The sequence below is a fragment of the Pseudomonas sp. P4_C1 genome, assembly GCF_056402155.1.
The window spans coordinates 29,926-54,806 of sequence record NZ_JBFUHY010000031.1 but is presented as its reverse complement, the minus strand read 5'-3'; the positions used below and the strand labels follow the sequence as shown (position 1 = coordinate 54,806).

The 24,881-nt window shown below is 59.6% G+C and carries 21 protein-coding genes; 13 read left to right on the top strand and 8 right to left on the bottom strand.

Going from position 1 to position 24,881, the window contains the following annotated elements:
• Positions 1-176 precede the first annotated feature (176 nt).
• The 3 genes from ccoM to AC1DU9_RS17940 form a co-directional block, all read right to left on the bottom strand.
• Complete coding sequence (ccoM, locus tag AC1DU9_RS17950) at positions 177-293, bottom strand: cytochrome c oxidase subunit CcoM (protein WP_305729722.1); 117 nt, start codon at positions 291-293, stop codon at positions 177-179.
• Between the two features lie 145 nt (positions 294-438).
• A complete protein-coding gene (locus tag AC1DU9_RS17945; RefSeq protein ID WP_223463206.1) occupies positions 439-609 on the bottom strand; it encodes a hypothetical protein in 171 nt (56 codons plus the stop codon).
• 91 nt (positions 610-700) lie between these two features.
• Positions 701-1,042, bottom strand: a complete 342-nt coding sequence (locus AC1DU9_RS17940; RefSeq protein WP_108216746.1) for an aspartate-semialdehyde dehydrogenase — start codon at positions 1,040-1,042, stop codon at positions 701-703.
• Between the two features lie 216 nt (positions 1,043-1,258).
• On the opposite strand from AC1DU9_RS17940, the gene rapA reads away from it, so the two are divergent.
• Entirely contained in the window at positions 1,259-4,105 is a 2,847-nt protein-coding gene (gene rapA, locus AC1DU9_RS17935; RefSeq protein ID WP_223463205.1) for an RNA polymerase-associated protein RapA, read from the top strand.
• A gap of 164 nt (positions 4,106-4,269) precedes the next feature.
• On the opposite strand, the gene AC1DU9_RS17930 is transcribed toward rapA, so the two are convergent.
• A complete protein-coding gene (locus AC1DU9_RS17930; RefSeq protein ID WP_223463204.1) occupies positions 4,270-5,619 on the bottom strand; it encodes a spinster family MFS transporter in 1,350 nt (449 codons plus the stop codon).
• A gap of 268 nt (positions 5,620-5,887) precedes the next feature.
• Between AC1DU9_RS17930 and AC1DU9_RS17925 the strand changes: the two genes are divergently transcribed.
• Together AC1DU9_RS17925 and AC1DU9_RS17920 are read left to right on the top strand one after the other, a co-directional pair.
• The gene (locus AC1DU9_RS17925) at positions 5,888-6,253 is read left to right on the top strand and encodes a YkgJ family cysteine cluster protein (protein WP_046043993.1); all 366 of its coding nucleotides are present in this window, start codon (positions 5,888-5,890) and stop codon (positions 6,251-6,253) included.
• Positions 6,254-6,401: 148 nt separating this feature from the next.
• Positions 6,402-8,618: a putative bifunctional diguanylate cyclase/phosphodiesterase gene (locus AC1DU9_RS17920; protein ID WP_477810566.1), complete on the top strand. Its 2,217-nt coding sequence runs from the start codon at positions 6,402-6,404 to the stop codon at positions 8,616-8,618.
• Here the strand turns inward: AC1DU9_RS17920 and AC1DU9_RS17915 are convergent.
• On the bottom strand, positions 8,575-9,471 hold the full coding sequence (locus AC1DU9_RS17915; protein ID WP_223463202.1) for an NAD(P)-dependent oxidoreductase: 897 nt from the start codon (positions 9,469-9,471) through the stop codon (positions 8,575-8,577). The genes AC1DU9_RS17920 and AC1DU9_RS17915 overlap by 44 nt on opposite strands.
• Before the next feature lie 196 nt (positions 9,472-9,667).
• Between AC1DU9_RS17915 and AC1DU9_RS17910 the strand changes: the two genes are divergently transcribed.
• Positions 9,668-11,863 carry a hypothetical protein gene (locus AC1DU9_RS17910; protein WP_477810565.1) on the top strand — a complete coding sequence of 732 codons (2,196 nt, stop codon included), beginning with the start codon at positions 9,668-9,670 and terminating at the stop codon, positions 11,861-11,863.
• 310 nt (positions 11,864-12,173) lie between these two features.
• Here AC1DU9_RS17910 and AC1DU9_RS17905 read toward each other — a convergent pair whose 3' ends face one another.
• Positions 12,174-12,479: a DUF2288 domain-containing protein gene (locus AC1DU9_RS17905; RefSeq protein WP_108227850.1), complete on the bottom strand. Its 306-nt coding sequence runs from the start codon at positions 12,477-12,479 to the stop codon at positions 12,174-12,176.
• Positions 12,480-12,830: 351 nt separating this feature from the next.
• Between AC1DU9_RS17905 and AC1DU9_RS17900 the strand changes: the two genes are divergently transcribed.
• The 5 genes from AC1DU9_RS17900 to AC1DU9_RS17880 all read left to right on the top strand — a co-directional run bounded on the left by AC1DU9_RS17900 (position 12,831) and on the right by AC1DU9_RS17880 (position 17,832).
• The gene (locus AC1DU9_RS17900) at positions 12,831-13,958 is read left to right on the top strand and encodes a branched-chain amino acid ABC transporter substrate-binding protein (RefSeq protein WP_116262163.1); all 1,128 of its coding nucleotides are present in this window, start codon (positions 12,831-12,833) and stop codon (positions 13,956-13,958) included.
• Positions 13,959-14,189: 231 nt separating this feature from the next.
• Positions 14,190-15,113, top strand: coding sequence for a high-affinity branched-chain amino acid ABC transporter permease LivH (gene livH / locus AC1DU9_RS17895; RefSeq protein WP_046043982.1), 924 nt, complete (start codon positions 14,190-14,192; stop codon positions 15,111-15,113).
• Positions 15,110-16,366, top strand: a complete 1,257-nt coding sequence (locus AC1DU9_RS17890) for a high-affinity branched-chain amino acid ABC transporter permease LivM (protein WP_046043981.1) — start codon at positions 15,110-15,112, stop codon at positions 16,364-16,366. Before livH ends, AC1DU9_RS17890 begins: the two co-directional genes overlap by 4 nt.
• Positions 16,363-17,130 (top strand): high-affinity branched-chain amino acid ABC transporter ATP-binding protein LivG, encoded by a 768-nt coding sequence (gene livG, locus AC1DU9_RS17885; protein ID WP_223463200.1) that lies wholly within the window; start codon positions 16,363-16,365, stop codon positions 17,128-17,130. The genes AC1DU9_RS17890 and livG overlap by 4 nt, the downstream gene beginning before the upstream one ends.
• Entirely contained in the window at positions 17,131-17,832 is a 702-nt protein-coding gene (locus AC1DU9_RS17880; protein WP_046043979.1) for an ABC transporter ATP-binding protein, read from the top strand.
• 184 nt (positions 17,833-18,016) lie between these two features.
• Here AC1DU9_RS17880 and AC1DU9_RS17875 read toward each other — a convergent pair whose 3' ends face one another.
• Positions 18,017-18,925 carry a LysR family transcriptional regulator gene (locus AC1DU9_RS17875; RefSeq protein ID WP_223463199.1) on the bottom strand — a complete coding sequence of 303 codons (909 nt, stop codon included), beginning with the start codon at positions 18,923-18,925 and terminating at the stop codon, positions 18,017-18,019.
• A gap of 106 nt (positions 18,926-19,031) precedes the next feature.
• On the opposite strand from AC1DU9_RS17875, the gene AC1DU9_RS17870 reads away from it, so the two are divergent.
• The 3 genes from AC1DU9_RS17870 to AC1DU9_RS17860 all read left to right on the top strand — a co-directional run bounded on the left by AC1DU9_RS17870 (position 19,032) and on the right by AC1DU9_RS17860 (position 22,116).
• A complete protein-coding gene (locus AC1DU9_RS17870) occupies positions 19,032-19,628 on the top strand; it encodes a short chain dehydrogenase (protein ID WP_223463198.1) in 597 nt (198 codons plus the stop codon).
• A 110-nt stretch (positions 19,629-19,738) separates the two neighbouring features.
• Positions 19,739-20,407 carry a COG3650 family protein gene (locus AC1DU9_RS17865; protein WP_223463197.1) on the top strand — a complete coding sequence of 223 codons (669 nt, stop codon included), beginning with the start codon at positions 19,739-19,741 and terminating at the stop codon, positions 20,405-20,407.
• Between the two features lie 95 nt (positions 20,408-20,502).
• Positions 20,503-22,116, top strand: a complete 1,614-nt coding sequence (locus AC1DU9_RS17860; RefSeq protein WP_223463196.1) for an NAD(P)/FAD-dependent oxidoreductase — start codon at positions 20,503-20,505, stop codon at positions 22,114-22,116.
• 142 nt (positions 22,117-22,258) lie between these two features.
• On the opposite strand, the gene AC1DU9_RS17855 is transcribed toward AC1DU9_RS17860, so the two are convergent.
• Positions 22,259-23,353 carry a PLP-dependent cysteine synthase family protein gene (locus AC1DU9_RS17855; RefSeq protein WP_223463195.1) on the bottom strand — a complete coding sequence of 365 codons (1,095 nt, stop codon included), beginning with the start codon at positions 23,351-23,353 and terminating at the stop codon, positions 22,259-22,261.
• Between the two features lie 250 nt (positions 23,354-23,603).
• Between AC1DU9_RS17855 and nhaA the strand changes: the two genes are divergently transcribed.
• Complete coding sequence (gene nhaA / locus AC1DU9_RS17850) at positions 23,604-24,791, top strand: Na+/H+ antiporter NhaA (RefSeq protein WP_223463194.1); 1,188 nt, start codon at positions 23,604-23,606, stop codon at positions 24,789-24,791.
• The last annotated feature ends 90 nt before the right edge of the window (positions 24,792-24,881 follow it).

The window sequence follows — 24,881 nt, the reverse complement described above, 5'->3', positions numbered from 1 at the left end:
ATTCACGCTTCCTCCCCACACTCGGTCGCCCTCATGCAGTTGCGCTTCACTTCGTTCGCTGTGGTCAGCTTACGACGGGACTTTCACCCGCAAGATTGCGCCCATGCTGGGCGCACAAAAAAAGGGCAACCGAAGTTGCCCAAAATGCCTTGCGTGCTCATTACATCCAGAAAGAACTACGGTTTTTTCCGCTTGTGCGAATCCTTCCAGATAAAAAGTCCGAATCCTGCAAAAAACACAAACATGAGGCCGACAGTCAGCACTCCGGCGATCACCACGTTGTCGAAAAACATGACGCGTCTCCTGCACCTGGCCTGTTGCGATAGGGCTAAGTTAACCAAACGGGCAGGAGAGAATATTGACCGGGATCAATGTCGCCCGAGACTGGGCAAGAGGAAGGGGAAAGTTTGACCCGCATCAATGAATGCGGGGGGGATTTCAGCGCTTTTTCGGTTTGTTTTTCGGCTTTTTTTTGGCCTTGCCCAATGGCATGGCCTGTTCGAACGCCTGGCGAACTTCATTGAGCCGCTTGTCATTGAGGTCATGGATACGTTTGGCGCGTTCAGCGTTGAGGTCAATCAGTTTGTCGTCTTGGCTCATGGCAGTCATGTGCATCGCTTGAAATGAATTTCAGCCACCGTAGCGTTCGGCAACCCTGCGCCAATAATGCGGCCTGAAGGGCGCGCTGACCAGCCTGCGCTCAAATCTCGATATCGACCCACAGTCCCTGCCGCGGCTGATCTTCCATCAGCGGCGCCACCGGCACGGTGTTGTCGGCATTGAGTTCATCACCGGGAATCGCCAGGTGCGCCTCGGGGTCATGATCAGCCTCGCGGCGACGTCTTTGCTGCTCCTGCTTGCGGCGCTGTTCCTCGCGCAGCACTAACCCGTCCTCTTCAGGATTGCGCTTTTGCAGGTCAATGGTGCTTTCACTGGAGCTTTCCTGCACCGGCACCACCGGTGGAATGTCCGGACGCTGGCGGATCGGGTCGGTTTGCGAAGTGATCGGCACGGCACTCAGGGGGAGCATCGGTGGCAGCATGGTTTCGGTCTCCTGTCAGCAGGCTGTCGGCTGCGGGGATGGCGACTTGAGCCATCGGTCGCAAACTGTGACCCGATTGGCACTCATTAGTGCACCTGGCGGCGCACCATGCACAGGTGGACTAACGTAAGACTGTGAGTTTTTCTGAGAGTCCTTTGGCCCTGAAGCCCTCATTCCGTTAAGATAGCCGGCTTTTTCAGGTGGGAGTCAGGCAGCATGGCGCAGCAGTATCAACCGGGGCAACGCTGGATCAGTGACAGCGAAGCCGAGCTGGGTTTAGGCACCGTTCTGGCACAGGACGGTCGCTTGTTGACCGTGCTCTACCCGGCCACTGGCGACACCCGCCAGTACGCGCTACGGAATGCGCCTCTGACCCGCGTGCGGTTTTCGCCGGGTGACTCCATCACTCACTTCGAAGGCTGGAAACTGACCGTCCGCGAAGTCGACGACATTGATGGCCTGCTGGTTTACCACGGCCTCAACGGGCAGAACGAAGTGGTCACCCTGCCGGAAACCCAACTGTCGAACTTCATCCAGTTCCGCCTGGCCAGCGACCGTCTGTTCGCCGGCCAGATCGACCCGCTGGCCTGGTTTTCCCTGCGTTATCACACTCTGGAACACACCAGCCGCCAGTTGCAGTCCTCCCTTTGGGGCCTGGGCGGCGTGCGTGCGCAACCGATCGCGCACCAGTTGCACATTGCCCGCGAAGTCGCCGACCGCATCGCGCCACGGGTTCTGCTGGCCGATGAAGTGGGCCTGGGCAAAACCATCGAAGCCGGCCTGGTTATCCATCGCCAATTGCTCTCGGGCCGCGCCAGCCGTGTGCTGATCCTGGTCCCGGAAAACCTGCAGCACCAGTGGCTGGTCGAGATGCGCCGCCGTTTCAACCTGCAGGTCGCGCTGTTCGACGAAGAGCGCTTCATCGAAAGCGATGCCAGCAACCCGTTCGAAGACACCCAACTCGCGCTGGTCGCGCTTGAGTGGCTGGTGGACGACGAGAAAGCCCAGGATGCGTTGTTCGCGGCCGGCTGGGACTTGCTGGTGGTCGACGAAGCTCATCACCTGGTGTGGCACGAAGATCAGGTCAGCCCTGAATACTCGCTGGTCGAGCAACTTGCCGAAACCATTCCCGGCGTGCTGCTGTTGACCGCCACCCCGGAACAACTGGGCCAGGACAGCCACTTCGCTCGTCTGCGCCTGCTCGACCCGAACCGTTTCCACGACCTGCAAGCCTTCCGCGCCGAGAGCGAAAACTATCGCCCGGTGGCTGAAGCCGTTCAGGAGTTGCTGGACAAGGGACGCCTGTCGCCACAAGCCCACAAGACCATCCACGGTTTCCTCGGCAACGAAGGCGAAGCCCTGCTGGCCGCCGTCAACGATGGCGATACCGAAGCCAGCGCGCGCCTCGTGCGCGAACTGCTCGACCGCCACGGCACCGGCCGCGTGCTGTTCCGTAACACCCGCGCCGCCGTGCAGGGTTTCCCGGAGCGCAAGCTGCACCCGTACCCGCTGCCGTGCCCGGACCAATACCTCGAACTGCCATTGGGCGATCACGCCGAGTTGTACCCGGAAGTCAGTTTCCAGGCCCAGCCGGATACCAGCGAAGAAGAACGCTGGTGGAAATTCGACCCCCGCGTCGAATGGTTGATCGATCAGCTGAAGATGCTCAAGCGCACCAAAGTGCTGGTGATCTGCGCCCACGCCGAAACCGCCATGGATCTGGAAGACGCCCTGCGCGTGCGCTCGGGCATCCCGGCCACGGTGTTCCACGAAGGTATGAACATCCTCGAGCGTGACCGCGCCGCCGCCTACTTCGCCGATGAAGAGTTTGGCGCGCAAGTGCTGATCTGCTCGGAAATCGGCAGTGAAGGTCGCAACTTCCAGTTCTCCCATCACCTGGTGCTGTTCGACCTGCCGTCCCACCCGGACCTGCTGGAGCAACGCATCGGTCGTCTGGACCGGATCGGCCAGAAGCACATCATCGAACTGCACGTGCCGTATCTGGAAACCAGCCCGCAAGAGCGTCTGTTCCAGTGGTACCACGAAGCACTGAACGCATTCCTCAACACCTGCCCGACCGGCAACGCCTTGCAGCATCAGTTCGGCCCGCGCCTGCTGCCGCTGCTGGAAGAGGCCGACGATGGCGAGTGGCAAGCGCTGATCGACGAAGCCCGCGCCGAGCGTGAGCGTCTGGAAGACGAGCTGCACACCGGTCGCGACCGCTTGCTGGAGCTGAACTCCGGTGGCGCGGGCGAAGGCGATGCGCTAGTGGAAGATATCCTGGAGCAAGATGATCAGTTCGCCCTGCCGATCTACATGGAAACCCTGTTCGACGCCTTCGGCATCGACAGTGAAGACCATTCGGAAAACGCGCTGATCCTCAAGCCGAGCGAAAAAATGCTCGATGCCAGCTTCCCGCTGGGCGACGACGAAGGCGTGACCATCACCTACGACCGCAACCAGGCACTGTCTCGCGAAGATATGCAGTTCATCACCTGGGAGCACCCGATGGTTCAGGGTGGCATGGACCTGGTCCTGTCCGGCTCGATGGGCAACACCGCCGTGGCGCTGATCAAGAACAAGGCGCTGAAGCCGGGCACCGTGTTGCTGGAACTGCTGTATGTCAGCGAAGTGGTTGCCCCGCGCTCACTGCAACTGGGCCGCTACCTGCCGCCGGCCGCCCTGCGCTGCCTGCTCGATACCAATGGCAACGACCTGTCGGCCCGCGTTTCGTTCGAAACCTTGAACGATCAGCTTGAAAGCGTGCCGCGTGCCAGCGCCAACAAGTTCATCCAGGCCCAGCGTGACCAGTTGACGCCACGGATCAACGCCGGTGAAGCGAAGATCCTGCCCCGTCACACTGAACGTGTCGCCGAGGCGCAGCGTCGCCTGGCCGCCGATACCGAAGAAGAACTGGCACGCCTGACCGCGCTGCAAGCGGTCAACCCGACCGTACGCGACAGCGAACTGGTTGCCCTGCGCAAACAACGCGAGCAAGGCCTGGCCATGCTCGATAAGGCTGCGCTGCGACTGGAAGCGATTCGGGTGTTGGTGGCGGGTTAACAACCCTCCTCCACCGCCATAAAAAGAAGGCCTGCAGTGATGCGGGCCTTTTTTTTACTTCAATTTCAGTAGTGCTGCTGACGGCCTCATCGCGAGCAAGCTCGCTCCCACAGTGTCCGTGTCGTACACAGAACCTGTGGGAGCGAGCTTGCTCGCGATGGCGGTTAAGCAGTCACCACAGTATTTTCTGACTCAATCACTGCCACCAACCCTTCCTTCATCCGCTTGGCATCGCGCACAAAACACCGCGAAGCCAGCACCAGAAACACCACCGTGAACAACAGCGCCACCGGAATCAGGTACATCGCGTCATGCAGGCCGACCGCTTTAAACGCCTCAGTCATCTGTTCCGCACCTGCCTCGAGCATCGCCGTGTGGGCAAAGTGATCCGACAAGGCCCCGACCACCACCGGCCCCAAACCGCCGCCCAACAGATACAGCCCGGCAAAGAACAGCGCCATGGCCGTCGCCCGCAACCGCGGCTCGACCACATCCTGTATCGCCGTGTACACGCAGGTGTAGAAGTTGTAGGCGAACAGCCAACCGAGACTGAAGACGGCGACAAACACACCGATCTCGATGCGCCCGGAATGCAGCGCCCACGCGGTGCAGACCGTCGAAATCATCAGGCTGAAGGCCGCAAACAACAGCCGCCCGTTGGCAATCCGCTGGTGAATCTTGTCCGCGATCCAGCCACCGAGGGTCAGGCCGACCAACCCGGTCACGCCGACAATAACTCCGGTGGCGACCGCGGCATCCTGCAACGGCATGAGAAAGTACCGTTGCAGCATCGGCACCAGAAACGAGTTACAGGCATAGGTGGCGAAGTTGAAACACAGGCCGGCCATGACCAGCCACAGGAAGGTCGGCACAGCCAGTACCCGACGGATCGGCCGGTCGATCTTTTCCTGCGACACTTGAACGCTCTCGGCGGCGCCGCGTTTCGGTTCCTTGATGAAAAACATGAAGACCGCGAGGACCAGTCCGGGCACCGCTGCGATAAAGAACGGCGCGCGCCAGCTATCGAAGGCCTTGACCATCGCACCGATGGTGAAGAACGCCAGCAACAGCCCCAACGGCAGCCCGAGCATGAAGATACCCATGGCGCGAGCCCGGCGGTGCGCCGGGAACAAGTCGCCAATCAGCGAATTGGCGGCTGGCGCGTAACTGGCCTCGCCGATACCGATGCCCATGCGCACGATCAGGAAGCTCCAGAAACTGCCCACCATGCCGTTGATGGCCGTCAGCCCGCTCCACACCGCCAGCCCCCAACCCATCAGCTTGCTGCGCGAGCCGGTATCGGCCATGCGCCCCAATGGCAAGCCGGCAATGGCGTAGACGATGGTGAATGCCGTCCCGATGATCCCCAACTGGAAATCACTGAGGTGCCATTCCATGCGGATGGGCTCGATGATGATGGCCGGGATGGTGCGGTCGAAAAAATTGAACAGGTTGGCCAGGAACAACAGGAACAGAATGCGCCAGGCATTGGCCGCTTGGGTCGAGTTCTGCATGGGTCCGTCTCTTTTATTGTTTTTGGGGCGTCACTGCCCCCGGAATTTGCAATCTAGACAGGCCGGCCACAACTGTCTTTCATTATTCGCCAGGCTGATACCAACCCATGGGTCGCAACTTGTAGGAGCTTTCGCAGGGCGGGTATTTCGCAGTCCGTCCGGTCGTTGAAAAATACCTTTCGCCCCCCCTTCCCAAGCCGTTGGCGAAGCCTAGAATAGCGGCCTTGTTTCCCCCCTGTGTCTCCACCCCTCTTTACGATAATCGCCCATGTCCGAAGCCAGTCCGTGTCTGAATTGCGGTGCCTGCTGTTCTCATTTTCGCGTGTCATTTTTCTGGGGGGAATGCGCCTCGTCCGGGGGAACGGTACCCGATGAGCTTGTCGAGCAGATCAGCCCCAGTCGGGTCGCGATGCTCGGCACCGGCTGCAAACCCGTGCGCTGCACCAGCCTGGTGGGGGACGTGGGCAGTACGGTGCAGTGCTCGATTTACGAAAAACGCTCCAGTACCTGCCGGGAATTCGACGCATCGTGGGTCGATGGCCTGGCCAATCCCGATTGCGACGCGGCTCGTGCCGCATTCGGCTTGCCGGCCTTGCAACCCGCATTCGAGACGCCTCAGAAGCAAATCGCCTGAGCATTAGCACTAATCGCTATTAGGCTAATGCCAAAATCATTGGCATCAATGTGCCACTATCACTTGTGCTCCACCCATGCCCTCTATACTCCAGGACATTCGCCGACGCTCCTTGCGCCGGCCTGATGGATAACGATGGGGGCATGCTATGGAGTGGCTTGGTTTGCATTTCCTTACCGAGCTACCAGAGAGTGGGCAGCTCATACTTAACTGCACACATGACCCTTTTCTGGTGCTGCTGGCTTATCTGGTCGCCTGTGTCGGCAGCTTCGCGACACTGGACATGGCCGAACGGGTTGCTCACGCTGAAAAATCCGCTTCCCAAACGCTCTGGCGCTGGGTCGGCAGCGGATGCCTGGCCGGCAGTATCTGGGCCATGCACTTCGTCGKGATGCTGGCATTCCAGGCGCCTATCGATCTTCACTACCAACTGCCTGTCACGGTGTTCTCGCTAACCATCGCGCTGCTCGCCGCGTGGCTGGCCATGCATACCCTCAGCCTTCCCGAGCTGAGTTTGCGACAGTGCCTCACGTCATCGATCGGGATCGGCCTGGGTATCGCGACCATGCATTACGTGGGCATGACGGCCATGCACTCCAATGCCTCGGTCTATTACCATCCGGGCCTGTTTGCCCTTTCCATCGTGATCGCGATCGGTGCCGCACTGGCAGCCTTGTTACTGGCGTGGTATCTGCGCGACGGCGCCGGCATGCTGCATCAGCTCACCAAATACTGCGCCAGCCTGTTGCTCGGGGCTGGCATCCTCAGCATGCACCTCACTGCCATGGCCGCCTTCAACCTGGTACTACCCGAAGGCAGCCTGCCAGCGCAAACCGGCGATCACAGCCAACTGCAACTGGCACTGACCGTGGCGGTCATGACCCTGCTGATCATCGGCAGCAGCATCAGCGCGGCGCTGGCGGACAAGAAACTGCAACGCAAGGACCACGACCTGCAACGGGTCAACTCCCTGCTCGGCCAGCTGGACCAGGCGCGCATGTCGCTGCAACAGGTGGCGCACCACGACGCGCTGACCAACCTGATCAACCGCCGCGGATTCAACCAGGTCTTCGCCGAAAAACTCATCGAGAAAACCAGCAAAGGCGGGATGCTGGCGGTCATGTTCCTGGACATCGACCATTTCAAGCGGATCAACGACAGCCTTGGCCACGATGCCGGTGACGAACTGCTCAAAGTGCTTGCCGGGCACATCAAGAGTTCGGTTCGCGGTCACGAGGATGTGGTCGCGCGTTTCGGCGGCGACGAGTTCTGCCTGCTCATCGACCTGCATGATCGTGAAGAGGCGCGGCAGATGGCCCAACGCATCATGCTGAAAATGAAGGAGCCCATCGAACTGGCCGGCAGGCGCATGGTCATGACCACCAGCATCGGCATCAGCCTGTTTCCGGAGGATGGCAAGACGTGTGAAGAACTGCTGAAGAACGCCGACCTTGCGCTGTATCAGTCCAAGGGCGGTGGCCGCAACGGCCTGAGCTTTTTCAGCGCCAACCTGAAAACCCGCGCCACACTGGAACTGCAACTGGAAGAAGAACTGCGCAATGCCTTGCGTGAAGACACTGGCCTGATGCTCTATTACCAGCCGATCTATGACCTCAAGACCGGTCAGATCAGCAAGCTTGAAGCCTTGATCCGCTGGCAACACCCGGTCCATGGTTTCCTCGTGCCGGATCGTTTTATCGCCATCGCCGAGGCCAACGGCCTGATCGCCGAACTGGACAACTGGGTGCTGCGCAAGGCCTGCGAGGATCTGGGCGAGTTGTTGCGCCTGGGTTGCGTAGACCTCAAGATCGCCGTGAATTGCTCGCCCCTGAGCCTGGCGCGCGTAGAACTGGCCGATGAAATCGAGTACGCATTGCGAGCCGCCGGAGTGGAGGCCCACCGCCTGGAACTGGAAGTCACGGAAAACGCCTTGATGGGCAATATCGCCAACACACTGATGTTGCTGCGACAGATTCGTGCCCTCGGCGTGTCGCTGTCGATCGATGACTTCGGCACCGGCTATTCATCCCTGGCCTACCTCAAGCGCTTGCCCCTCAACACGCTGAAAATCGACCGTTCCTTCATCCAGGACATCCCCAAGGCCACCCAGGACATGGAGATTGTCCAGGCGATCATCGTCATGGCCCATACCCTGCACCTGCAAGTGGTCACCGAAGGGGTCGAAACCTTCGAGCAATATCAGTTCCTGGAAAACCATGGCTGTGACTTCGTTCAGGGCTATTTGCTCAGTCGGCCGGTGCCATTGGCCGAGCTGCATCCGGTGCTGAACGAAATCAACCAGCGCAAGCACGCCTATACCGTCACGACGCTGAGTCTGGCTCACGGTACATCTGTACTAATGTAGACGGGTCTTTTTCAAGGAAACCCTGACTCCCATGCAGGCGCATCAACTGCGCGGCCAGGCCGCTGATCGGTGTCGCCGAGCCTTGCTCTCGCGAAAACTTTACCGCGGTATCCAGATCCTTGAGCAACGTGCGCACGTGCCACTTGACCGGCTCGAAACGGTTTTCCGCCATCTGTGGGGCGAGGATCTGCAAGGGTTTCGAATCGGCAAAACCGCCGGCCAGCGCTTCGGCGATCAGGCTGGCATCAACCCCGGAACGTTCCGCCAACGCGACCACTTCGGCAATCACCAAGGCATTGCAGGCGACGATCATCTGATTGCACGCCTTGGTCACCTGCCCTGCCCCGACACCGCCCATGTGCGTCACACGCTGCCCCAGGTTCAACAGGACAGGGCGGACCCGTTCCAGGTCCTGCGCGTCACCGCCAACCATGATGGCCAGGCTCCCGGTTTCAGCCCCGACCACACCACCGGACACCGGCGTGTCGAGCCAGCCCATGCCGGTTTTACCGGCGAGTTCTACGGCCATTTCCCGCGTGGCATTGGGCTCCAGGCTGGAAAAGTCCACCAGTAACTGGCCTTTCTTTGCCCCCTCGATAATGCCTGCCGGACCAAACACTACCTCGCGTACGACCGACGTATCCGCCAGGCACAACATCACTACGTCAGCGTGCTGGCACAGTTCGGCCGGGCTGGCGACCTGGCGTGCGCCGGCCTCCACCAGTGGCTTGCACTTGTCCGGATTGCGATTCCATACCGCCAGCGGATAACCCGCCGCCAGCAGGCGCCGGCACATTGGCAACCCCATCAGGCCGACCCCGGCAAACCCCAGCGAAGGTAACGTTGACATCATTTTGCCTCCTTTTGATTAAAGATCGCCAAATATTGGCCGATCCATCATGACTCAGGAAAGGATTCACGCCGAGTGATGCTCAGGCCAAGGACCAAGGCATGGTCCAAATACGCGCTGAAAAAAGACGCGATTCTATTCCGTGACGGTTCGACGACTGCGAGTCGGCCAACCAATCAGCCCAGGTAGATGGCGAACAATGACTTCTAAAAACAACCCGGCCACTGCGGTAACCGATCTGACGCTGAGCCCCGCGGCCAACAGCCCGTCATCACCGAAGCCATTGATTCAATCGCGCCCGTTGGCAACCCAGCAATACCTGTACTTCACCGAAACCAACACCGACCGCATCCTCGACAACCTCGACGGCCTGCGCGACATGGTGTTCCCGCGCGCACCGCACCTGGAAGGCGACAGCGAACAGCACAGCGATCAGGAATTCCCGTCGGTGTGCCTGATCGGCCTGGGCCGCTGCGGCTCGAACATTGCGCTGGACGTGGCGGAGCTGGTGTACAACGCCCGCAAGTTCTACCTCAACGAATTCAACAACGAAGATCGCCTGTCGCCAGACAAGCGTTTTGCCGAAAAGGGCTACAGCCCGGCCCAGTGGATCCGCAACAACTTGCGCCTGGGCCAGAACAAAAACACCAAGCCGGTGTTTCTGGTCGAGCCACTGGTGATGCTCGGCGACCTGGACAAGGACATCGCCGGACGCATCCGTTTCTCGCGCAAGGGCGAAAAAAGCGGTTTCCTGCGCGACTACAGCAAGATGAAAATCATGGACTTGTCGGAAGTCCACGCCGGTGGTGCCGGTAACGCGCCGATCCTCGGCCAGTACCTGGCCAAGATCATCCTGAACAAGGACACCCAGCGTTTCTCCAGCCCTGACTGGAAGATGATCCACTCGTACCTGATCGACAGCTGCGGCATCAAGGCCAACCAGTCGCGCCTGTATTTCTCGATCTTCAGTGCCGGTGGCGGTACCGGTTCGGGCATGGCCTCGGAATTCGGTCTGGCCCAACAGCACTCGTACATGAACAAGACGTTCGACACCAAACCGATGGACGAGCACGACAGCAAGAGCGGCCACTCCTTCGTCTTCGAACCGATCTTCACCAGTGGCATCTGTGTATTGCCGAACATTTCCGATCACCGCAGTGAAATGTCCGAGGCGTTGCACATCAACGCCGGCCGCCTGCTGTGCAAGTACCTGTCGGAAGAGTGGGACTTCTCCTACAACTTCGCCAACGAAGACAGCAGCGAAGCCAGCGTCATGGGCCGCATCCGCCCATGGAACGCGATGATGTTGATCTCCAACGACATCATGCGTTACGCCGAAGAGAACGATGACGGCAATATCCAGAATATTGATGTCAATGCCATGGAGAAGCATGCCAACCAATACATCTCGCAGCAGATCTTCAACATTCTGACGGCCCAGGCGGTGACCACCGACTACGACCAGAACTATTTCCGTCGCGCCGGCATCGACATCGGCGAAACCATCCGCCTGGACGCCAACGACCTGTTCATGAGCCTGGCCGGCCCGGTGGCGATTGCCTACGCAGAGTCCGTGGTGCCGGAAACCCCGCCGCAGAGCAGCGACAAATTCAAGGTGTTCGAGAAAGAGCCGCAGCGCCTGAACATCGATGACCTGTTCTTCCGTTCGATCGACCTGCCGCACTTCAACAAGGTCACCCAGGCCATCGAAGGCATCAGCCTGTTGCCGATCGAGTCCAAGCGTTATCGCGCGTCGCTGGAGCAGTACAAGAACTCGGGTTACGACGCGGCGGCGCTGCATGACCTGCACTTCTTCAAGAATTGCTCGTCGGTGGTGTCGATCGTTTCCCTGCCGAAGGACTACAAGCTGTCCTACATGGATTTGAACCGGTTGAAGACTCACCTCAACAGCCTGTTCCCCAACACCACGCTCAAGCGCTACGCGTTGGTGATCGGTGCTTCGGCCAACCTGTCGCTGACCACCCTGATCGCCAAGAGCCCGTGCCTGTCGGACGACTTCCTGACGCTGATCGTGGCGTTCATCAAGCGCTGTTTCGCGAAAAACCCGTACCGCTTCGACGAGACCCTGGACAACTCGATCCTGGACTTCATCATCAACGAACAGTTCGATGAAGACCGGATCGACGAGTTACTCAACGAATTCGAGAACCCGGCGAAGATCCTCGATACCAACTGGTACGCGATCAAGCCGATGTACGAGAAGAAGTACCGCGAGCTGATCAACGACAAGGACAAATTCGTCTCGATCAACGACATTCGCCTGTCGCGCGACTGTGTGAAGAAAGCGATCAAGTACCTGCGCGAGATCTACCGTCACCGCATTGGCAAGACCAAGGTCATTTCGTTGAATAACCATACGGGCAAGACAGCTTAATAAGACGCAAAACCGCGTCGCCGCCATCGCGAGCAAGCTCGCTCCCACAGGGATCGCATTCTTTCAGAGAGAACGCGGTCAACTGTGGGAGCGAGCTTGGTCCGGGCGGCGTTCCGACGATGGCGGCCTTGAATTCACTGCATATCAACATCCAGAAACAATTGAGCGGCCGTTCAGTTGTCCTCTCAACTGTTCCCGTTACGTTTACGTCACCGTGAAGCTGTAGCCTTTCTTCACGGCAACATGCCATCACGCTACCCGGCTACACACTTTTATCCCTGAAAGGAACGCACCAATAATGTGCAACCTTTTAAGCCTGCGCCCTTTCCTGGATCAGAATCCACGGCGAAACAACCACGGCCCACAGCTGCGGATCACGCTCAAAAAGATCCAGCGCCCGTGTTTCAGACAGCTTGGCGAGTTTGTCAGCGGCCAGCCAGGCAGCCACTTTCTCCCCTTCATCCTGGGCCACGGCCTCGGCGGCGGCGATCAAATCCAGGCCAGGATCGACCCACAATAGGGCACCCTTGGCGAAGAACGGCTCCAGCTCTTTCCAGGTAATAGATGCGGTTTCACCAAGCAGCTTGGCATAGAGGGTGCTAGGTTCTTGATTCATGGGACTGTCCGGAAAAGAAATCGACGCGAATGATAACGTCGCTGGTCTGGCAGAAAAACCCGGATGCAATTGAGTCACCGAAATGAAAAGCGCAGTAAAGCCAGGGAATGCACTGAATCCGGCTATAAGCCCTTCAACACCCCCGCCGCAATTCTGTCTTTTTCTTTCAATAAAGCGACACTCGCAGGTTTTGCCCCCCGGCGCCGCCTTCCCAGGCCGACAATCGGCGCTCTACACTGTACCGGTACAGTTGTCGGGGGGCATTTCCGGGGGATGTCGTGGATATCTGACCCGGTTCTGCTGCCATCGGCGCCAGGACTATAAAAACTACAACAGTAAGAGTGGAGCACTATGACTAAGGCTACTAAGCAGATTTCCAAACTGTTTGCCGCTATGGTTCTGGCCGGGGTTGCCAGCCATTCGTTCGCAGCTGACACCATCAAGATCGGCATCGCCGGCCCTAAAACCGGCCCGGTCACTCAATACGGCGACATGCAGTTCATCGGTGCCAAGATGGCCATCGAGCAGATCAACGCCAAGGGCGGCGTCGACGGCAAGATGCTCGAAGCCAAGGAATACGACGACGCGTGCGACCCTAAACAAGCCGTGGCCGTCGCCAACAAAGTGGTCAACGATGGTGTGAAATTCGTTGTCGGTCACCTCTGCTCCAGCTCCACTCAACCGGCTTCGGACATCTACGAAGACGAAGGCGTGATCATGATTACCCCGGCTGCCACCAGCCCGGACATCACCGCACGTGGTTACAAAATGGTGTTCCGCACCATCGGCCTGGACAGCGCCCAGGGCCCTGCTGCCGGTAACTACATCGCCAACCACGTAAAACCGAAAATCGTTGCTGTGCTGCACGACAAACAGCAATACGGTGAAGGCATCGCCACCTCCGTGAAGAAAACCCTCGAAGGCAAAGGCGTCAAGGTTGCCGTATTCGAAGGCCTCAACGCCGGCGACAAGGACTTCTCCTCGATCATCCAGAAGCTCAAGCAAGCCAACGTCGACTTCGTCTACTACGGCGGCTACCACCCGGAACTGGGCCTGATCCTGCGTCAATCCAAGGAAAAGGGCCTGAACGCCAAGTTCATGGGGCCTGAAGGTGTGGGCAACGACTCCATCTCGCAAATCGCCCAGGACGCTTCCGAAGGCCTGTTGGTGACCCTGCCGAAGTCTTTCGACCAGGACCCGTCCAACAAGGCGCTGGTTGAGGCGTTCGCCGCCAAGAAACAGGACCCGACCGGCCCGTTCGTGTTTCCGGCCTACTCGGCTGTCGATGTGATTGCCGAAGGCATCAAGGCAGCGAAGAGCGAAGACACCGCCAAAGTGGCTGAAGCCATTCACAAAGGCACCTTCAAGACTCCGACCGGCGACCTGTCGTTCGACGACAAGGGCGACCTGAAGGACTTCAAGTTCGTGGTCTACCAGTGGCACTTCGGCAAACCTAAAACCGAAGTTTCGCCTCAGTAAGGCGCTGCCTGACTGACTGCCAATAAAGCCCACGGCGCGCCGTGGGCTTTGTTTTACGAGGTAATGGGCCGTGCCTCCGTGATCCGGAAGCCTTCCCACCTGAAAATCTCAAAACCGTCATCAGCGGTTCGCTGGCAAACCTCACGCTCGAAGTGGATGCAGATCCACGGGGCCTGAGCGGGAAAATGACTCCACCAGTGAAATGCGTATCAGGTTTTTAGGAGCGCTGTAATGCCTGAGATCTATCACTTTTTCCAACAGCTGGTTAATGGTCTGACCATTGGCAGCACGTATGCCCTGATCGCCATCGGCTATACGATGGTTTACGGCATCATTGGAATGATTAACTTCGCCCATGGCGAGGTCTACATGATCGGTTCCTACGTGGCCTTCATCGTCCTTGCCGGACTGGCCATGCTGGGTATCCATTCTCTGCCGCTGTTGATGACCGCCGCATTCCTGGCGACCATCGTTGTCACCAGTGCCTACGGTTACAGCATCGAACGGATCGCCTACCGCCCTTTGCGGGGTAGTAACCGCCTGATCCCGCTGATCTCGGCCATCGGCATGTCGATCTTCCTGCAAAACTCCGTATTGCTCTCGCAGGACTCCAAGGACAAATCGATCCCCAACCTGATTCCGGGCAGCTTCAGTTTCGGTCCGGGCGGAGCACAGGAAGTGCTGATTTCCTACATGCAGATCCTGGTGTTCGTGGTGACCTTGGTGGTAATGCTCTGCCTCACCCAGTTCATCTCGCGTTCACGCTTGGGACGTGCCTGCCGGGCCTGTGCCGAAGACATCAAGATGGCCAACCTGTTGGGCATCAACACCAACAACATCATCGCCCTGACCTTCGTCATTGGTGCCGCCCTGGCGGCCGTGGCGGCTGTACTGCTCAGCATGCAGTATGGCGTGATCAACCCGAACGCCGGATTCCTGGTGGGCCTCAAGGCCTTTACCGCGGCGGTACTGGGTGGCATCGGCAGCATTCCGGGCGCCATGCTCGGTGGTCTGGTGCTGGGGGTGGCCGAAGCATTCGGCGCCGATATATTCGGTGACCAGTACAAGGACGTAGTGGCTTTCGGCCTTCTGGTTCTGGTGTTGTTATTCCGGCCAACCGGCCTGTTGGGGCGTCCGGAGATTGAGAAAGTATGACTAGGAATCTTAAACAAGCGCTGTTCAGCGCCCTGCTGGTCTGGGCCGTGGCCTATCCGGTACTCGGTCTGAAACTGTCCATCGCCGGCATCAACCTCGAAGTACTGGGTGCCAGTACCTCCACGCTGTTCATCATCACCGCCAGTTCGGTGCTGATGTTCCTGCGGGTGCTGTTCGACAAACAGTGGAGCACCATGATGAAGTCAGCGCCGAAAGGCTCGCTGGTTTCGCCGAAGGTCAGCCACTTCATGACCCTGCCCAGCACCCAACGCTGGGTCATCATGGGGTTGATCGTGGTCGCTCTGGTGTGGCCGTTCTTCGGCTCGCGCGGTGCGGTGGATATCGCCACGCTGATTCTGATCTATGTGCTGCTCGGTCTGGGCCTGAACATCGTGGTCGGTCTGGCGGGGTTGCTCGACCTGGGCTACGTCGGTTTCTACGCGGTGGGTGCCTACAGCTATGCGCTGCTGTCGCACTACTATGGCCTGAGCTTCTGGATCTGCCTGCCCATCGCCGGACTGATGTCTGCGACGTTCGGCTTCCTGCTGGGCTTCCCGGTACTGCGTCTGCGCGGTGACTATCTGGCGATCGTGACCCTGGGCTTCGGTGAGATCATCCGTCTGTTCCTGCGTAACCTGACGGACCTTACGGGCGGACCGAACGGCATCAGCAACATCCCCAAACCGTCGCTGTTCGGCCTGAGCTTCGATAGAACGGCCGCCGAAGGCATGCAGACCTTCCACGAGTACTTCGGCCTGACCTACAACCCCGTCAGCAAGGTGGTATTCCTCTACCTGGTGGCGCTGTTGCTGGCGCTGTTCGCGCTGTTCGTGATCAACCGCCTGCTGCGCATGCCGATCGGCCGTGCCTGGGAAGCCTTGCGTGAGGACGAAATCGCCTGCCGTGCCTTGGGCCTGAACCCGACCGTGATCAAGCTGTCGGCCTTCACCCTGGGCGCCTGCTTCGCCGGATTTGCCGGTAGCTTCTTCGCCGCACGTCAGGGTCTGGTGACGCCGGAGTCATTCACCTTCATCGAATCGGCCACCATCCTCGCCATCGTGGTGCTGGGCGGCATGGGCTCGCAATTGGGCGTGGTCCTCGCGGCCGTCGTAATGATTCTGTTGCCCGAGCTGATGCGTGACTTCAGCGAATACCGCATGTTGATGTTCGGCGCCTTGATGGTGCTGATGATGATCTGGCGTCCTCAAGGTCTGCTGCCCATGCAACGTCCTCACATGGAGCTGCGTAAATGAGCCGCGAGATCCTCAAAGTAGAAAATCTGAGCATGCGCTTCGGCGGCTTGCTGGCGGTCAACGGCGTGGCCTTGAGCGTGAAGGAAAAGCAGGTCGTGGCACTGATCGGCCCCAACGGCGCCGGCAAGACCACCGTGTTCAACTGCCTGACCGGCTTCTACAAGCCGAGCGGCGGCAGCATCCTGCTGGACGGCGAGGCCATCGAGGGCCTGCCCGGCCACAAGATCGCCCTCAAAGGCGTGGTGCGTACTTTCCAGAACGTGCGGCTGTTCAAGGACATGACCGCGGTCGAGAACCTCTTGATCGCCCAGCACCGTCACTTGAATACCAACTTCCTGGCCGGCCTGTTCAAGACCCCGTCATTTCGCAGAAGCGAACGCGAGGCCATGGAGTACGCCGAGTACTGGCTGGACAAGGTACACCTCAAGGGGTTCGCCAACCGTCCGGCCGGCACCCTGGCCTACGGTCAGCAACGTCGCCTGGAAATCGCCCGCTGCATGATGACCCGCCCGCGGATCCTCATGCTCGACGAACCGGCCGCCGGCCTGAACCCGAAGGAAACCGARGACCTCAAGGCGCTGATCAGTGTGCTGCGTGAAGAGCACAACGTCACCGTGCTGCTGATCGAACACGACATGAAACTGGTCATGAGCATTTCCGACCACATCGTCGTGATCAACCAGGGCACCCCCCTGGCCAACGGCACACCGGAACAGATCCGCGACAATCCTGAAGTGATCAAAGCCTACCTGGGGGAAGCGTAAATGCTGCAGTTCGAAAACGTTTCCACCTTCTACGGCAAGATCCAGGCTCTGCACAGCGTCAACGTCGAAGTCCGTCAGGGCGAGATCGTGACCCTGATCGGCGCCAATGGTGCCGGCAAGTCGACCCTGCTGATGACGCTCTGCGGTTCGCCGCAGGCCCACAGCGGCAGCATCCGCTACATGGGTGAGGAACTGGTCGGCCAGGACTCCTCGCAGATCATGCGCAAGAGCATTGCCGTGGTGCCGGAAGGCCGTCGGGTGTTTTCCCGCCTGACCGTGGAAGAAAACCTCTCCATGGGTGGTTTCTTCACCGATAAGGGCGATTATCAGGAACAGATGGACAAGGTTCTCGGACTTTTCCCACGCCTGAAGGAACGCTTCGCCCAGCGTGGCGGCACCATGTCCGGTGGCGAACAGCAGATGCTCGCCATCGGCCGTGCGCTGATGAGCAAGCCCAAGCTGTTGCTGCTCGACGAGCCGTCGCTGGGCCTGGCACCGATCATCATCCAGCAGATCTTCGACATCATCGAACAACTGCGCAAGGACGGTGTGACGGTGTTCCTGGTCGAACAGAACGCCAACCAGGCGCTGAAAATCGCTGACCGTGCCTACGTGCTGGAGAACGGCCGGGTAGTGATGCAAGGCACCGGTGAAGCATTGCTGACCGACCCGAAAGTGCGCGAAGCGTACCTCGGCGGCTAAGCCATTGCGGTAAACAGAAAACGGCCTTCGGGCCGTTTTTTTATGCCTGGCACAACCTCACCAACAATGAAATTCCCTGTGGGAGCGAGCTTGCTCGCGATGACCATTTCACATTCAAAGAAGATGTTGTCTGACCTACCGCTATCGCGAGCAAGCTCGCTCCCACAATGGTCTGTGTGATGGTTTAGAGCCGATCCAGCACCTCCCCACTGCGCTTGAACCACCCGATCAGATAATCCGCCAGCACCTGCGTGCGCTTGGGCAATCCGCCCTGATACGGATGCACCAGATACATCGGCATGCTGCGGGTCTGATAATCGCGCAGCAGCCATCGCAAACGCCCCTCCGCCAGCTCCGTTGGCAAACAGTAGGACGGCAGGCGTGCAATACCGGCACCGACCAGCGCGGCTTTCTTCAAGAGGTTGTAGTGGTTGCTGGCGAACGGACCCGACACCCGCACCCGCAATAACTCGTGCTGCTGGTGATACAGCCATTCTTCGCGGCCGCTGTAATGGCTGTTGAGCAGGCAGCGATGTTCGGCCAGCGCCTGGGGCGTTTGCGGTTCACCGTATTGCTCCAGATAGGCCGGGCTGGCACAGGTCAGTTCTTGCCACGCCAGCAACGGACGCGCCACCAGTCGCTGGTCAATCGCCACGTCAGAACGAATCGCCAGATCGAAGCCGTCGCGGGACAGATCGCGGTAGCTGTTGTTGAGCTCCAGTTCGATCTGCACTTGGGGATACTTGGCGGAGAACTCCAGCAATAAGCCATCGAAGAAGGTTTCCCCGAGTGATACCGGCACCGTCATCCGCACCGGGCCGGCCATGTCGTCCTTCAGCCGCGCCAGGGCCTGACGCGCCCGCTCGACTTGCACCACCAGCGCCTGCGCCTGTGGTAACAACGCAGCGCCGGCTGCCGTCAGGCTCAAACGGCGAGTGGTACGCTGCAACAACACCACAGAAAACTGCGCCTCCAACTGGCTGATGCGCTTGGACAACTGGCCTTTGCTGCAACCGAGCTGTTGCGCCGCCAAAGTAAAACTCCCCGCTTCGATCAACACCGCGAACGCCGCCAGGTCATCCATCTCGCTCATGGATTGTTTCCATTTGAAAACCAAAGGTTGCCTATTAGTGCGCTTATCTGCAGAAAAAACCACCCTAAACTGAAACCTCGTTCAACCCACACGAGGATCAGCCCCCATGAAAATTCTTTTGATCGGCGCAGGCGGCACCATCGGTTCGGCTATCGACAAAGAACTGTCGCAACGCCACGAAATCATCCGCATCGGCCGCACCAGCGGCGACTATCAGGTGGACATCAGTGACAGCGCCTCGATTCGCAAACTGTTCGAGCAGACCGGAAAATTCGATGCACTGGTGTGTGCCGCCGGCAACGTGACCTTCGCACCGCTCAACGAGATGACCGAAGAAAGCTTTGCCCTGGGCTTGAAAGACAAGCTCATGGGCCAGGTCAATTTGCTGCTGATCGGCCGTGAGTTCGCCAATGACAGCGCATCGTTCACCTTCACCACTGGCGTACTGAGCCACGATCCGATCCGTAGCGGTGTTTCGGCCTCGCTGGTCAACGGTGCGCTGGACAGCTTCGTTCGCGCCGCCGCCATCGAACTGCCGCGCGGCCTGCGGGTGAATTCGATCAGCCCGAATGTCCTCGTCGAAGCCATGGGCAAATACGCGCCGTACTTCCGTGGATTCAAGCCAGTTCCTGCGGCGGATGTGGCCTTAGCCTACGCCAAAAGTGTGGAAGGGTTGCAAACCGGTCAGACCTTTCATATCTGAAGACCGAACAACCCGAGTTGTACCAGTGCCTGTACAAAGTGGAGGCAATAACGGGTTGTGATGAACGGTCAGCCTGAGTAACGTGGCGGCACTTGTCAGGAGACCCCAAGATGCGTGTTGCCCGTTCCTTAGTCCTCGTTGCCCTGCTTCCGCTGTTCGCCGCTTGCCAGTTGTTCGAGGGTGAACGGCAGAGCGCCTCCCATGTCGGCCAGACACGCATGCAAGGCCAGCTGACCGCGGCGGACGGCAAGCTGCTGTTCCAGCCGTGCAACCAGGCAAACCGGTATGTGGTCAACGACACGGGGGCTACCAGCGTCCTGCAGCAGGCCGCAAACCTGGCGGACAAACAGGGCAAGCTATTTGCCGACGTGCGTGGGCGGGTTGTCGCCGGCAGCGGTGGTGACGGCCAGCTCGATCTGGAGCAGCTGTACCGCGTCGAGCGCTCGGGCACCGCATGCGAGGATCCGAATTTCAAGCAGCTGATCCTGCGCGCCGCCGGCCATACGCCGGAGTGGAACGTGAAAGTCAGCGGCAAAGGCATGGTCATCGACCGGGCCGGTCAGCCGCCGTTGGCCGTGCCTTACGTCGAGGAGCAACTGGGCGATGGCCGATTCAACCTCAGCACCGAAGCCAACAACCAGCACATCGAACTGTGGGTTGCACCGCAACGTTGCGTCGACAGCAGCACCGGCAGCATCCAGCACATGAGCGCCGAGCTGCGCATCGACGGCCAGGTACAGCGCGGCTGCGGGTATTTCGGCGGATCGCGCGACGACTGATCGTTTAAGCCTCACGGGCCTTCGCCTTTGAGGCTTATAATCGCGGGCTTCAAACGCCCTGGCGCAGTTGTGCGCCCCGCGAACCGGATCCCGCCATGTTACGAATCACCGAACTCAAGTTGCCGATCGACCATCCCGAAGAAGACCTGCGCCCTGCCATCGTGCAGCGCTTAGGGCTTGCCAGTGATGACCTGCTCGATTTCACCTTGTTCAAGCGCAGCTACGATGCGCGTAAAAAGTCCTCCGAGCTGTGCTTCATCTACACCATCGACCTTGAAGTTCGCGACGAGGCGACGGTGCTGCACAAGTTCGCCGATGACCGTAACGTCAGCGTGGCGCCGGATGTCAGCTACAAAGCGGTAGGCCAGGCACCGGCCGACCTGAGCGCGCGGCCGATCGTCGTCGGCTTCGGTCCGTGCGGGATTTTCGCCGGGCTGCTGCTGGCGCAAATGGGCTTCAAGCCGATCATCCTCGAGCGCGGCACCGAAGTACGCCAGCGCACCAAGGACACCTGGGGCCTGTGGCGCAAAAGCGTGCTCAACCCGGAATCCAATGTGCAGTTCGGCGAAGGCGGCGCGGGGACATTCTCCGACGGCAAGCTCTACAGCCAGATCAAGGACCCGAAGTTCCTCGGTCGCAAGGTCCTGCACGAGTTCGTCAAGGCTGGTGCCCCGGAAGAAATCCTCTACGTCAGCAAGCCGCACATCGGTACGTTCCGTCTGACTGGCGTGGTGGAAAACATGCGTGAGCAGATTCGCGCCCTGGGTGGCGAAGTGCGCTTCCAGCAGCGGGTCACCGACGTGTTGATCGAGGACGGGCAACTGGTCGGCGTCGAACTCAACGGCGGCGAGCAGATCCACTCGAAACACGTGATTCTGGCCCTTGGCCACAGCGCCCGCGACACCTTCCGCATGCTTCACGGCCGTGGTGTGTTCATGGAAGCCAAGCCGTTCTCGGTGGGTTTCCGCATCGAGCACCCGCAGTCGCTGATCGACCGTGCGCGCCTGGGCAAATACGCCGGCCACCCGAAACTGGGTGCCGCCGACTACAAGCTGGTGCACCACGCCAAGAACGGTCGTTCGGTCTACAGCTTCTGCATGTGCCCGGGCGGTACGGTGGTGGCGGCGACKTCCGAGCCGAACCGTGTGGTCACCAATGGCATGAGCCAGTACTCGCGTAACGAGCGCAATGCCAACTCCGGGATCGTCGTCGGCATTACCCCGGAAGTCGATTATCCGGGCGGCCCGCTGGCCGGTATCGAGCTGCAGGAACGCCTGGAATCCCACGCCTTTGTGCTGGGCGGCAGCAACTACGAAGCCCCAGCGCAACTGGTCGGCGATTTTATCGCGGGCAAACCGTCCACCGAACTGGGCAGCGTCGAGCCGTCCTACAAGCCGGGCGTTGCCCTGGGTGATCTGGCGCTGGCGTTGCCGGCGTTCGCCATCGAAGCGATTCGCGAAGCCTTGCCAGCGTTCGAGAAGCAGATTCGTGGTTACTCGCTGCACGACGCGGTGTTGACCGGCATCGAGACCCGTACCTCCTCACCGCTGCGCATTACCCGCAACGAGTCGTTGCAGAGCCTGAACGTGAAAGGCTTGTTCCCGGCCGGTGAGGGTGCCGGTTATGCAGGCGGGATTCTGTCGGCGGGTGTTGACGGGATTCGCATTGCGGAGGCTGTGGCTCGGGACATCCTTGGCTTGGAAGCCTGATACCCAATCCCGTAAACAATGCAAAACCCTGTGGGAGCGAGCTTGCTCGCGATAGCGGTAGATCAATCAACATATGTGTTGAATGTGGCGCCGCCATCGCGAGCAAGCTCGCTCCCACACTGGTTTCTGTGTCTGATGAGTTTCAGATATTGGCGCGCAGCACGCTCGCCGGCAGCGGCTCACCCCGCTCCACCGTCGCCGCCACTGCAGCCATCAAACCACTCAACTCATACCCCTGAGCCTTGAGCCAGTCCTGATCGTAATAGGTTGTGGCGTAGCGCTCGCCGCTGTCACACAGAATCGCCACCATCGACCCCGTCTCCCCCTGCGCCTTCATGTGTTGAGCGGCCATCAGTGCGCCGATCAGGTTGGTCCCGCTCGACCCGCCCACGTGGCGTCCCAAACGCTCCGCCAGATAGTGCATGGCCGCCAGTGACAGGGCATCCGGCACCTTGACCATCGCGTCGATCACCTTGGGCAGAAACGACGCCTCCACACGCGGCCGGCCGATTCCTTCGATCCGCGAGCCGTGGTCCAGTCGCAGGCTGGCATCGCCGGTCTGGTAGTAATCGAAGAACACCGAACGCTCGGCATCGGCACACAGCACGCGGGTGCAATACTGGCGATAACGCACGTATCGGCCCAGGGTGGCCGTGGTGCCCCCGGTACCGGGGCTGGAAATCAGCCAGCTCGGCTCAGGATGCTGCTCGAAACGCATCTGATGAAAGATTGACTCGGCAATGTTGTTGTTCGCCCGCCAGTCGGTGGCGCGTTCGGCGTAGGTGAACTGGTCAATGAAGTGCCCGTCGTGCTCACGGGCCAGGCGCTCGGACTCTGCATAGATCTGGGTCGGATCGTCCACCAGGTGGCTTTGGCCGCCATAGAAGGCGATTTGCGCGATCTTTTCTTTCGAGGTAGTCGCCGGCATCACCGCAATGAACGGCAAGCCCAGCATGCGCGCGAAGTACGCTTCGGAAATCGCCGTGGAACCGCTGGAAGCCTCAATGACCGGCGCCCCTGGCTTGAGCCAGCCATTACACAGCGCGTACAGGAACAGCGAACGCGCCAGTCGGTGCTTGAGACTGCCCGTGGGGTGACTGGATTCATCCTTGAAGTACAACTCGATGCCTGGAAAACCCGGCAGCGGCAAGGGGATCAAGTGGGTGTCGGCGCTGCGCTGGAAATCGGCTTCGATGATCCGGATCGCTTCGCGGGACCACTGTCGGTTGTCGCTCATGTTGGTTTTCTCGTTGAATCTGGCAGGAGTCGACCTTTTATCAAGGCTCATCCAACAAGCTTAGGAAAAAACCTACATCCAGCACAGGTACAGCTGAGGTTCAATACGCCCGGCAACTGCTAGGCTCAGCTCGGTACTGGCGGCTCACTCTGTAACGACATATAACAAAAAAGAATATAACTTTTGTTTTAACAACTAACAGTACTTGTTAGGGTGTAACACCTTTTGAATTCACGGATGGAGAGCGACCTTGCCTCTGCGTAGCACTTTCACGCGTTTCTTTCAGTTGGAAGCTGCCAGCGGTCTGTTACTGATCGCCGCTGCCGTTCTGGCTCTGATCATCAACAACTCGCCGCTGGCGTGGCTGTACAACGGCCTGCTGGACACCCCCGTGGTGGCGCAGATCGGCGCGCTTAAAATCGCCAAGCCGTTGCTGCTGTGGATCAACGACGGCCTGATGGCGTTGTTTTTCCTGCTGATCGGCCTGGAAGTGAAGCGCGAAGTGCTCGACGGCCAGTTGTCCAAACCGTCGCAAATCGTCCTGCCTGGCGCGGCAGCGATTGGTGGCATGGTGGTGCCGGCGCTGATCTACTGGTACCTCAATCGCGACACGCCACCGGCCCTCAACGGCTGGGCAATCCCGACCGCTACCGACATCGCCTTCGCCCTTGGCGTGCTGGCGCTGCTGGGCAAACGCGTTCCGGTCTCGCTGAAACTGTTCCTGATGACCCTGGCGATCATCGACGACCTCGGCGCGATCATCATCATTGCGATCTTCTATTCCGGCGCCCTGTCGACCCTGTCCCTGGCGCTGGCCGCGGCCTGTATTGCAGCGCTGATCGGGATGAACCGGCTCGGCGTGGTCAAGCTCGGGCCCTACATGATCATTGGCTTGATTCTCTGGGTCTGCGTGCTCAAGAGCGGTGTCCACGCCACGCTGGCCGGTGTGACCCTGGCTTTCTGCATTCCGCTGCGCACAAAAAATGCCGAGCCCTCGCCATTGCTGACCCTGGAACACGCCCTGCACCCGTGGGTCGCCTACGGCATTCTGCCGCTGTTCGCGTTTGCCAATGCCGGCCTGTCCCTGAACGGTGTCACCGTCGAAAGCTTTACTCACCACGTCCCCATGGGCATCGCCATCGGGCTGCTGCTGGGCAAGGCCGTCGGTGTCTTCGGCCTGACCTGGCTGGCCGTGAAAACCGGTATCGCCGCCCTGCCCCAAGGCGCCAATTGGGGCCAGATTCTGGGCGTGGCGATTCTTTGCGGCATTGGTTTCACGATGAGCCTGTTTGTCGGCTCGCTGGCCTTTGAGCCAGGCGTGAGTGATTTCGCCGGGATGGATCGCATGGGAATCCTGACCGGTTCGATTCTGGCCGCGCTGATCGGTTATGGGGTGACGGCGATGGCGAGTCGCAAGGGTTCCAGCCTTGCATCCTGATAAACCGCGATAACGCCTGGCGCCAATCCAGACTCACCTCAGCCAAAAACAAAAAACCCGATCAGTCACCTGATCGGGTTTTTTGTTTAT

What these genes read in the sequence shown, in the direction of transcription:
- ccoM (WP_305729722.1), bottom strand. Translation starts at nt 293, where the DNA reads ATGTTTTTCGACAACGTGGTGATCGCCGGAGTGCTGACTGTCGGCCTC.
- AC1DU9_RS17945 (WP_223463206.1), bottom strand. Translation starts at nt 609, where the DNA reads ATGACTGCCATGAGCCAAGACGACAAACTGATTGACCTCAACGCTGAA.
- AC1DU9_RS17940 (WP_108216746.1), bottom strand. Translation starts at nt 1,042, where the DNA reads ATGCTGCCACCGATGCTCCCCCTGAGTGCCGTGCCGATCACTTCGCAA.
- rapA (WP_223463205.1), top strand. Translation starts at nt 1,259, where the DNA reads ATGGCGCAGCAGTATCAACCGGGGCAACGCTGGATCAGTGACAGCGAA.
- AC1DU9_RS17930 (WP_223463204.1), bottom strand. Translation starts at nt 5,619, where the DNA reads ATGCAGAACTCGACCCAAGCGGCCAATGCCTGGCGCATTCTGTTCCTG.
- AC1DU9_RS17925 (WP_046043993.1), top strand. Translation starts at nt 5,888, where the DNA reads ATGTCCGAAGCCAGTCCGTGTCTGAATTGCGGTGCCTGCTGTTCTCAT.
- AC1DU9_RS17915 (WP_223463202.1), bottom strand. Translation starts at nt 9,471, where the DNA reads ATGATGTCAACGTTACCTTCGCTGGGGTTTGCCGGGGTCGGCCTGATG.
- AC1DU9_RS17910 (WP_477810565.1), top strand. Translation starts at nt 9,668, where the DNA reads ATGACTTCTAAAAACAACCCGGCCACTGCGGTAACCGATCTGACGCTG.
- AC1DU9_RS17905 (WP_108227850.1), bottom strand. Translation starts at nt 12,479, where the DNA reads ATGAATCAAGAACCTAGCACCCTCTATGCCAAGCTGCTTGGTGAAACC.
- AC1DU9_RS17900 (WP_116262163.1), top strand. Translation starts at nt 12,831, where the DNA reads ATGACTAAGGCTACTAAGCAGATTTCCAAACTGTTTGCCGCTATGGTT.
- livH (WP_046043982.1), top strand. Translation starts at nt 14,190, where the DNA reads ATGCCTGAGATCTATCACTTTTTCCAACAGCTGGTTAATGGTCTGACC.
- AC1DU9_RS17890 (WP_046043981.1), top strand. Translation starts at nt 15,110, where the DNA reads ATGACTAGGAATCTTAAACAAGCGCTGTTCAGCGCCCTGCTGGTCTGG.
- AC1DU9_RS17880 (WP_046043979.1), top strand. Translation starts at nt 17,131, where the DNA reads ATGCTGCAGTTCGAAAACGTTTCCACCTTCTACGGCAAGATCCAGGCT.
- AC1DU9_RS17875 (WP_223463199.1), bottom strand. Translation starts at nt 18,925, where the DNA reads ATGAGCGAGATGGATGACCTGGCGGCGTTCGCGGTGTTGATCGAAGCG.
- AC1DU9_RS17870 (WP_223463198.1), top strand. Translation starts at nt 19,032, where the DNA reads ATGAAAATTCTTTTGATCGGCGCAGGCGGCACCATCGGTTCGGCTATC.
- AC1DU9_RS17865 (WP_223463197.1), top strand. Translation starts at nt 19,739, where the DNA reads ATGCGTGTTGCCCGTTCCTTAGTCCTCGTTGCCCTGCTTCCGCTGTTC.
- AC1DU9_RS17855 (WP_223463195.1), bottom strand. Translation starts at nt 23,353, where the DNA reads ATGAGCGACAACCGACAGTGGTCCCGCGAAGCGATCCGGATCATCGAA.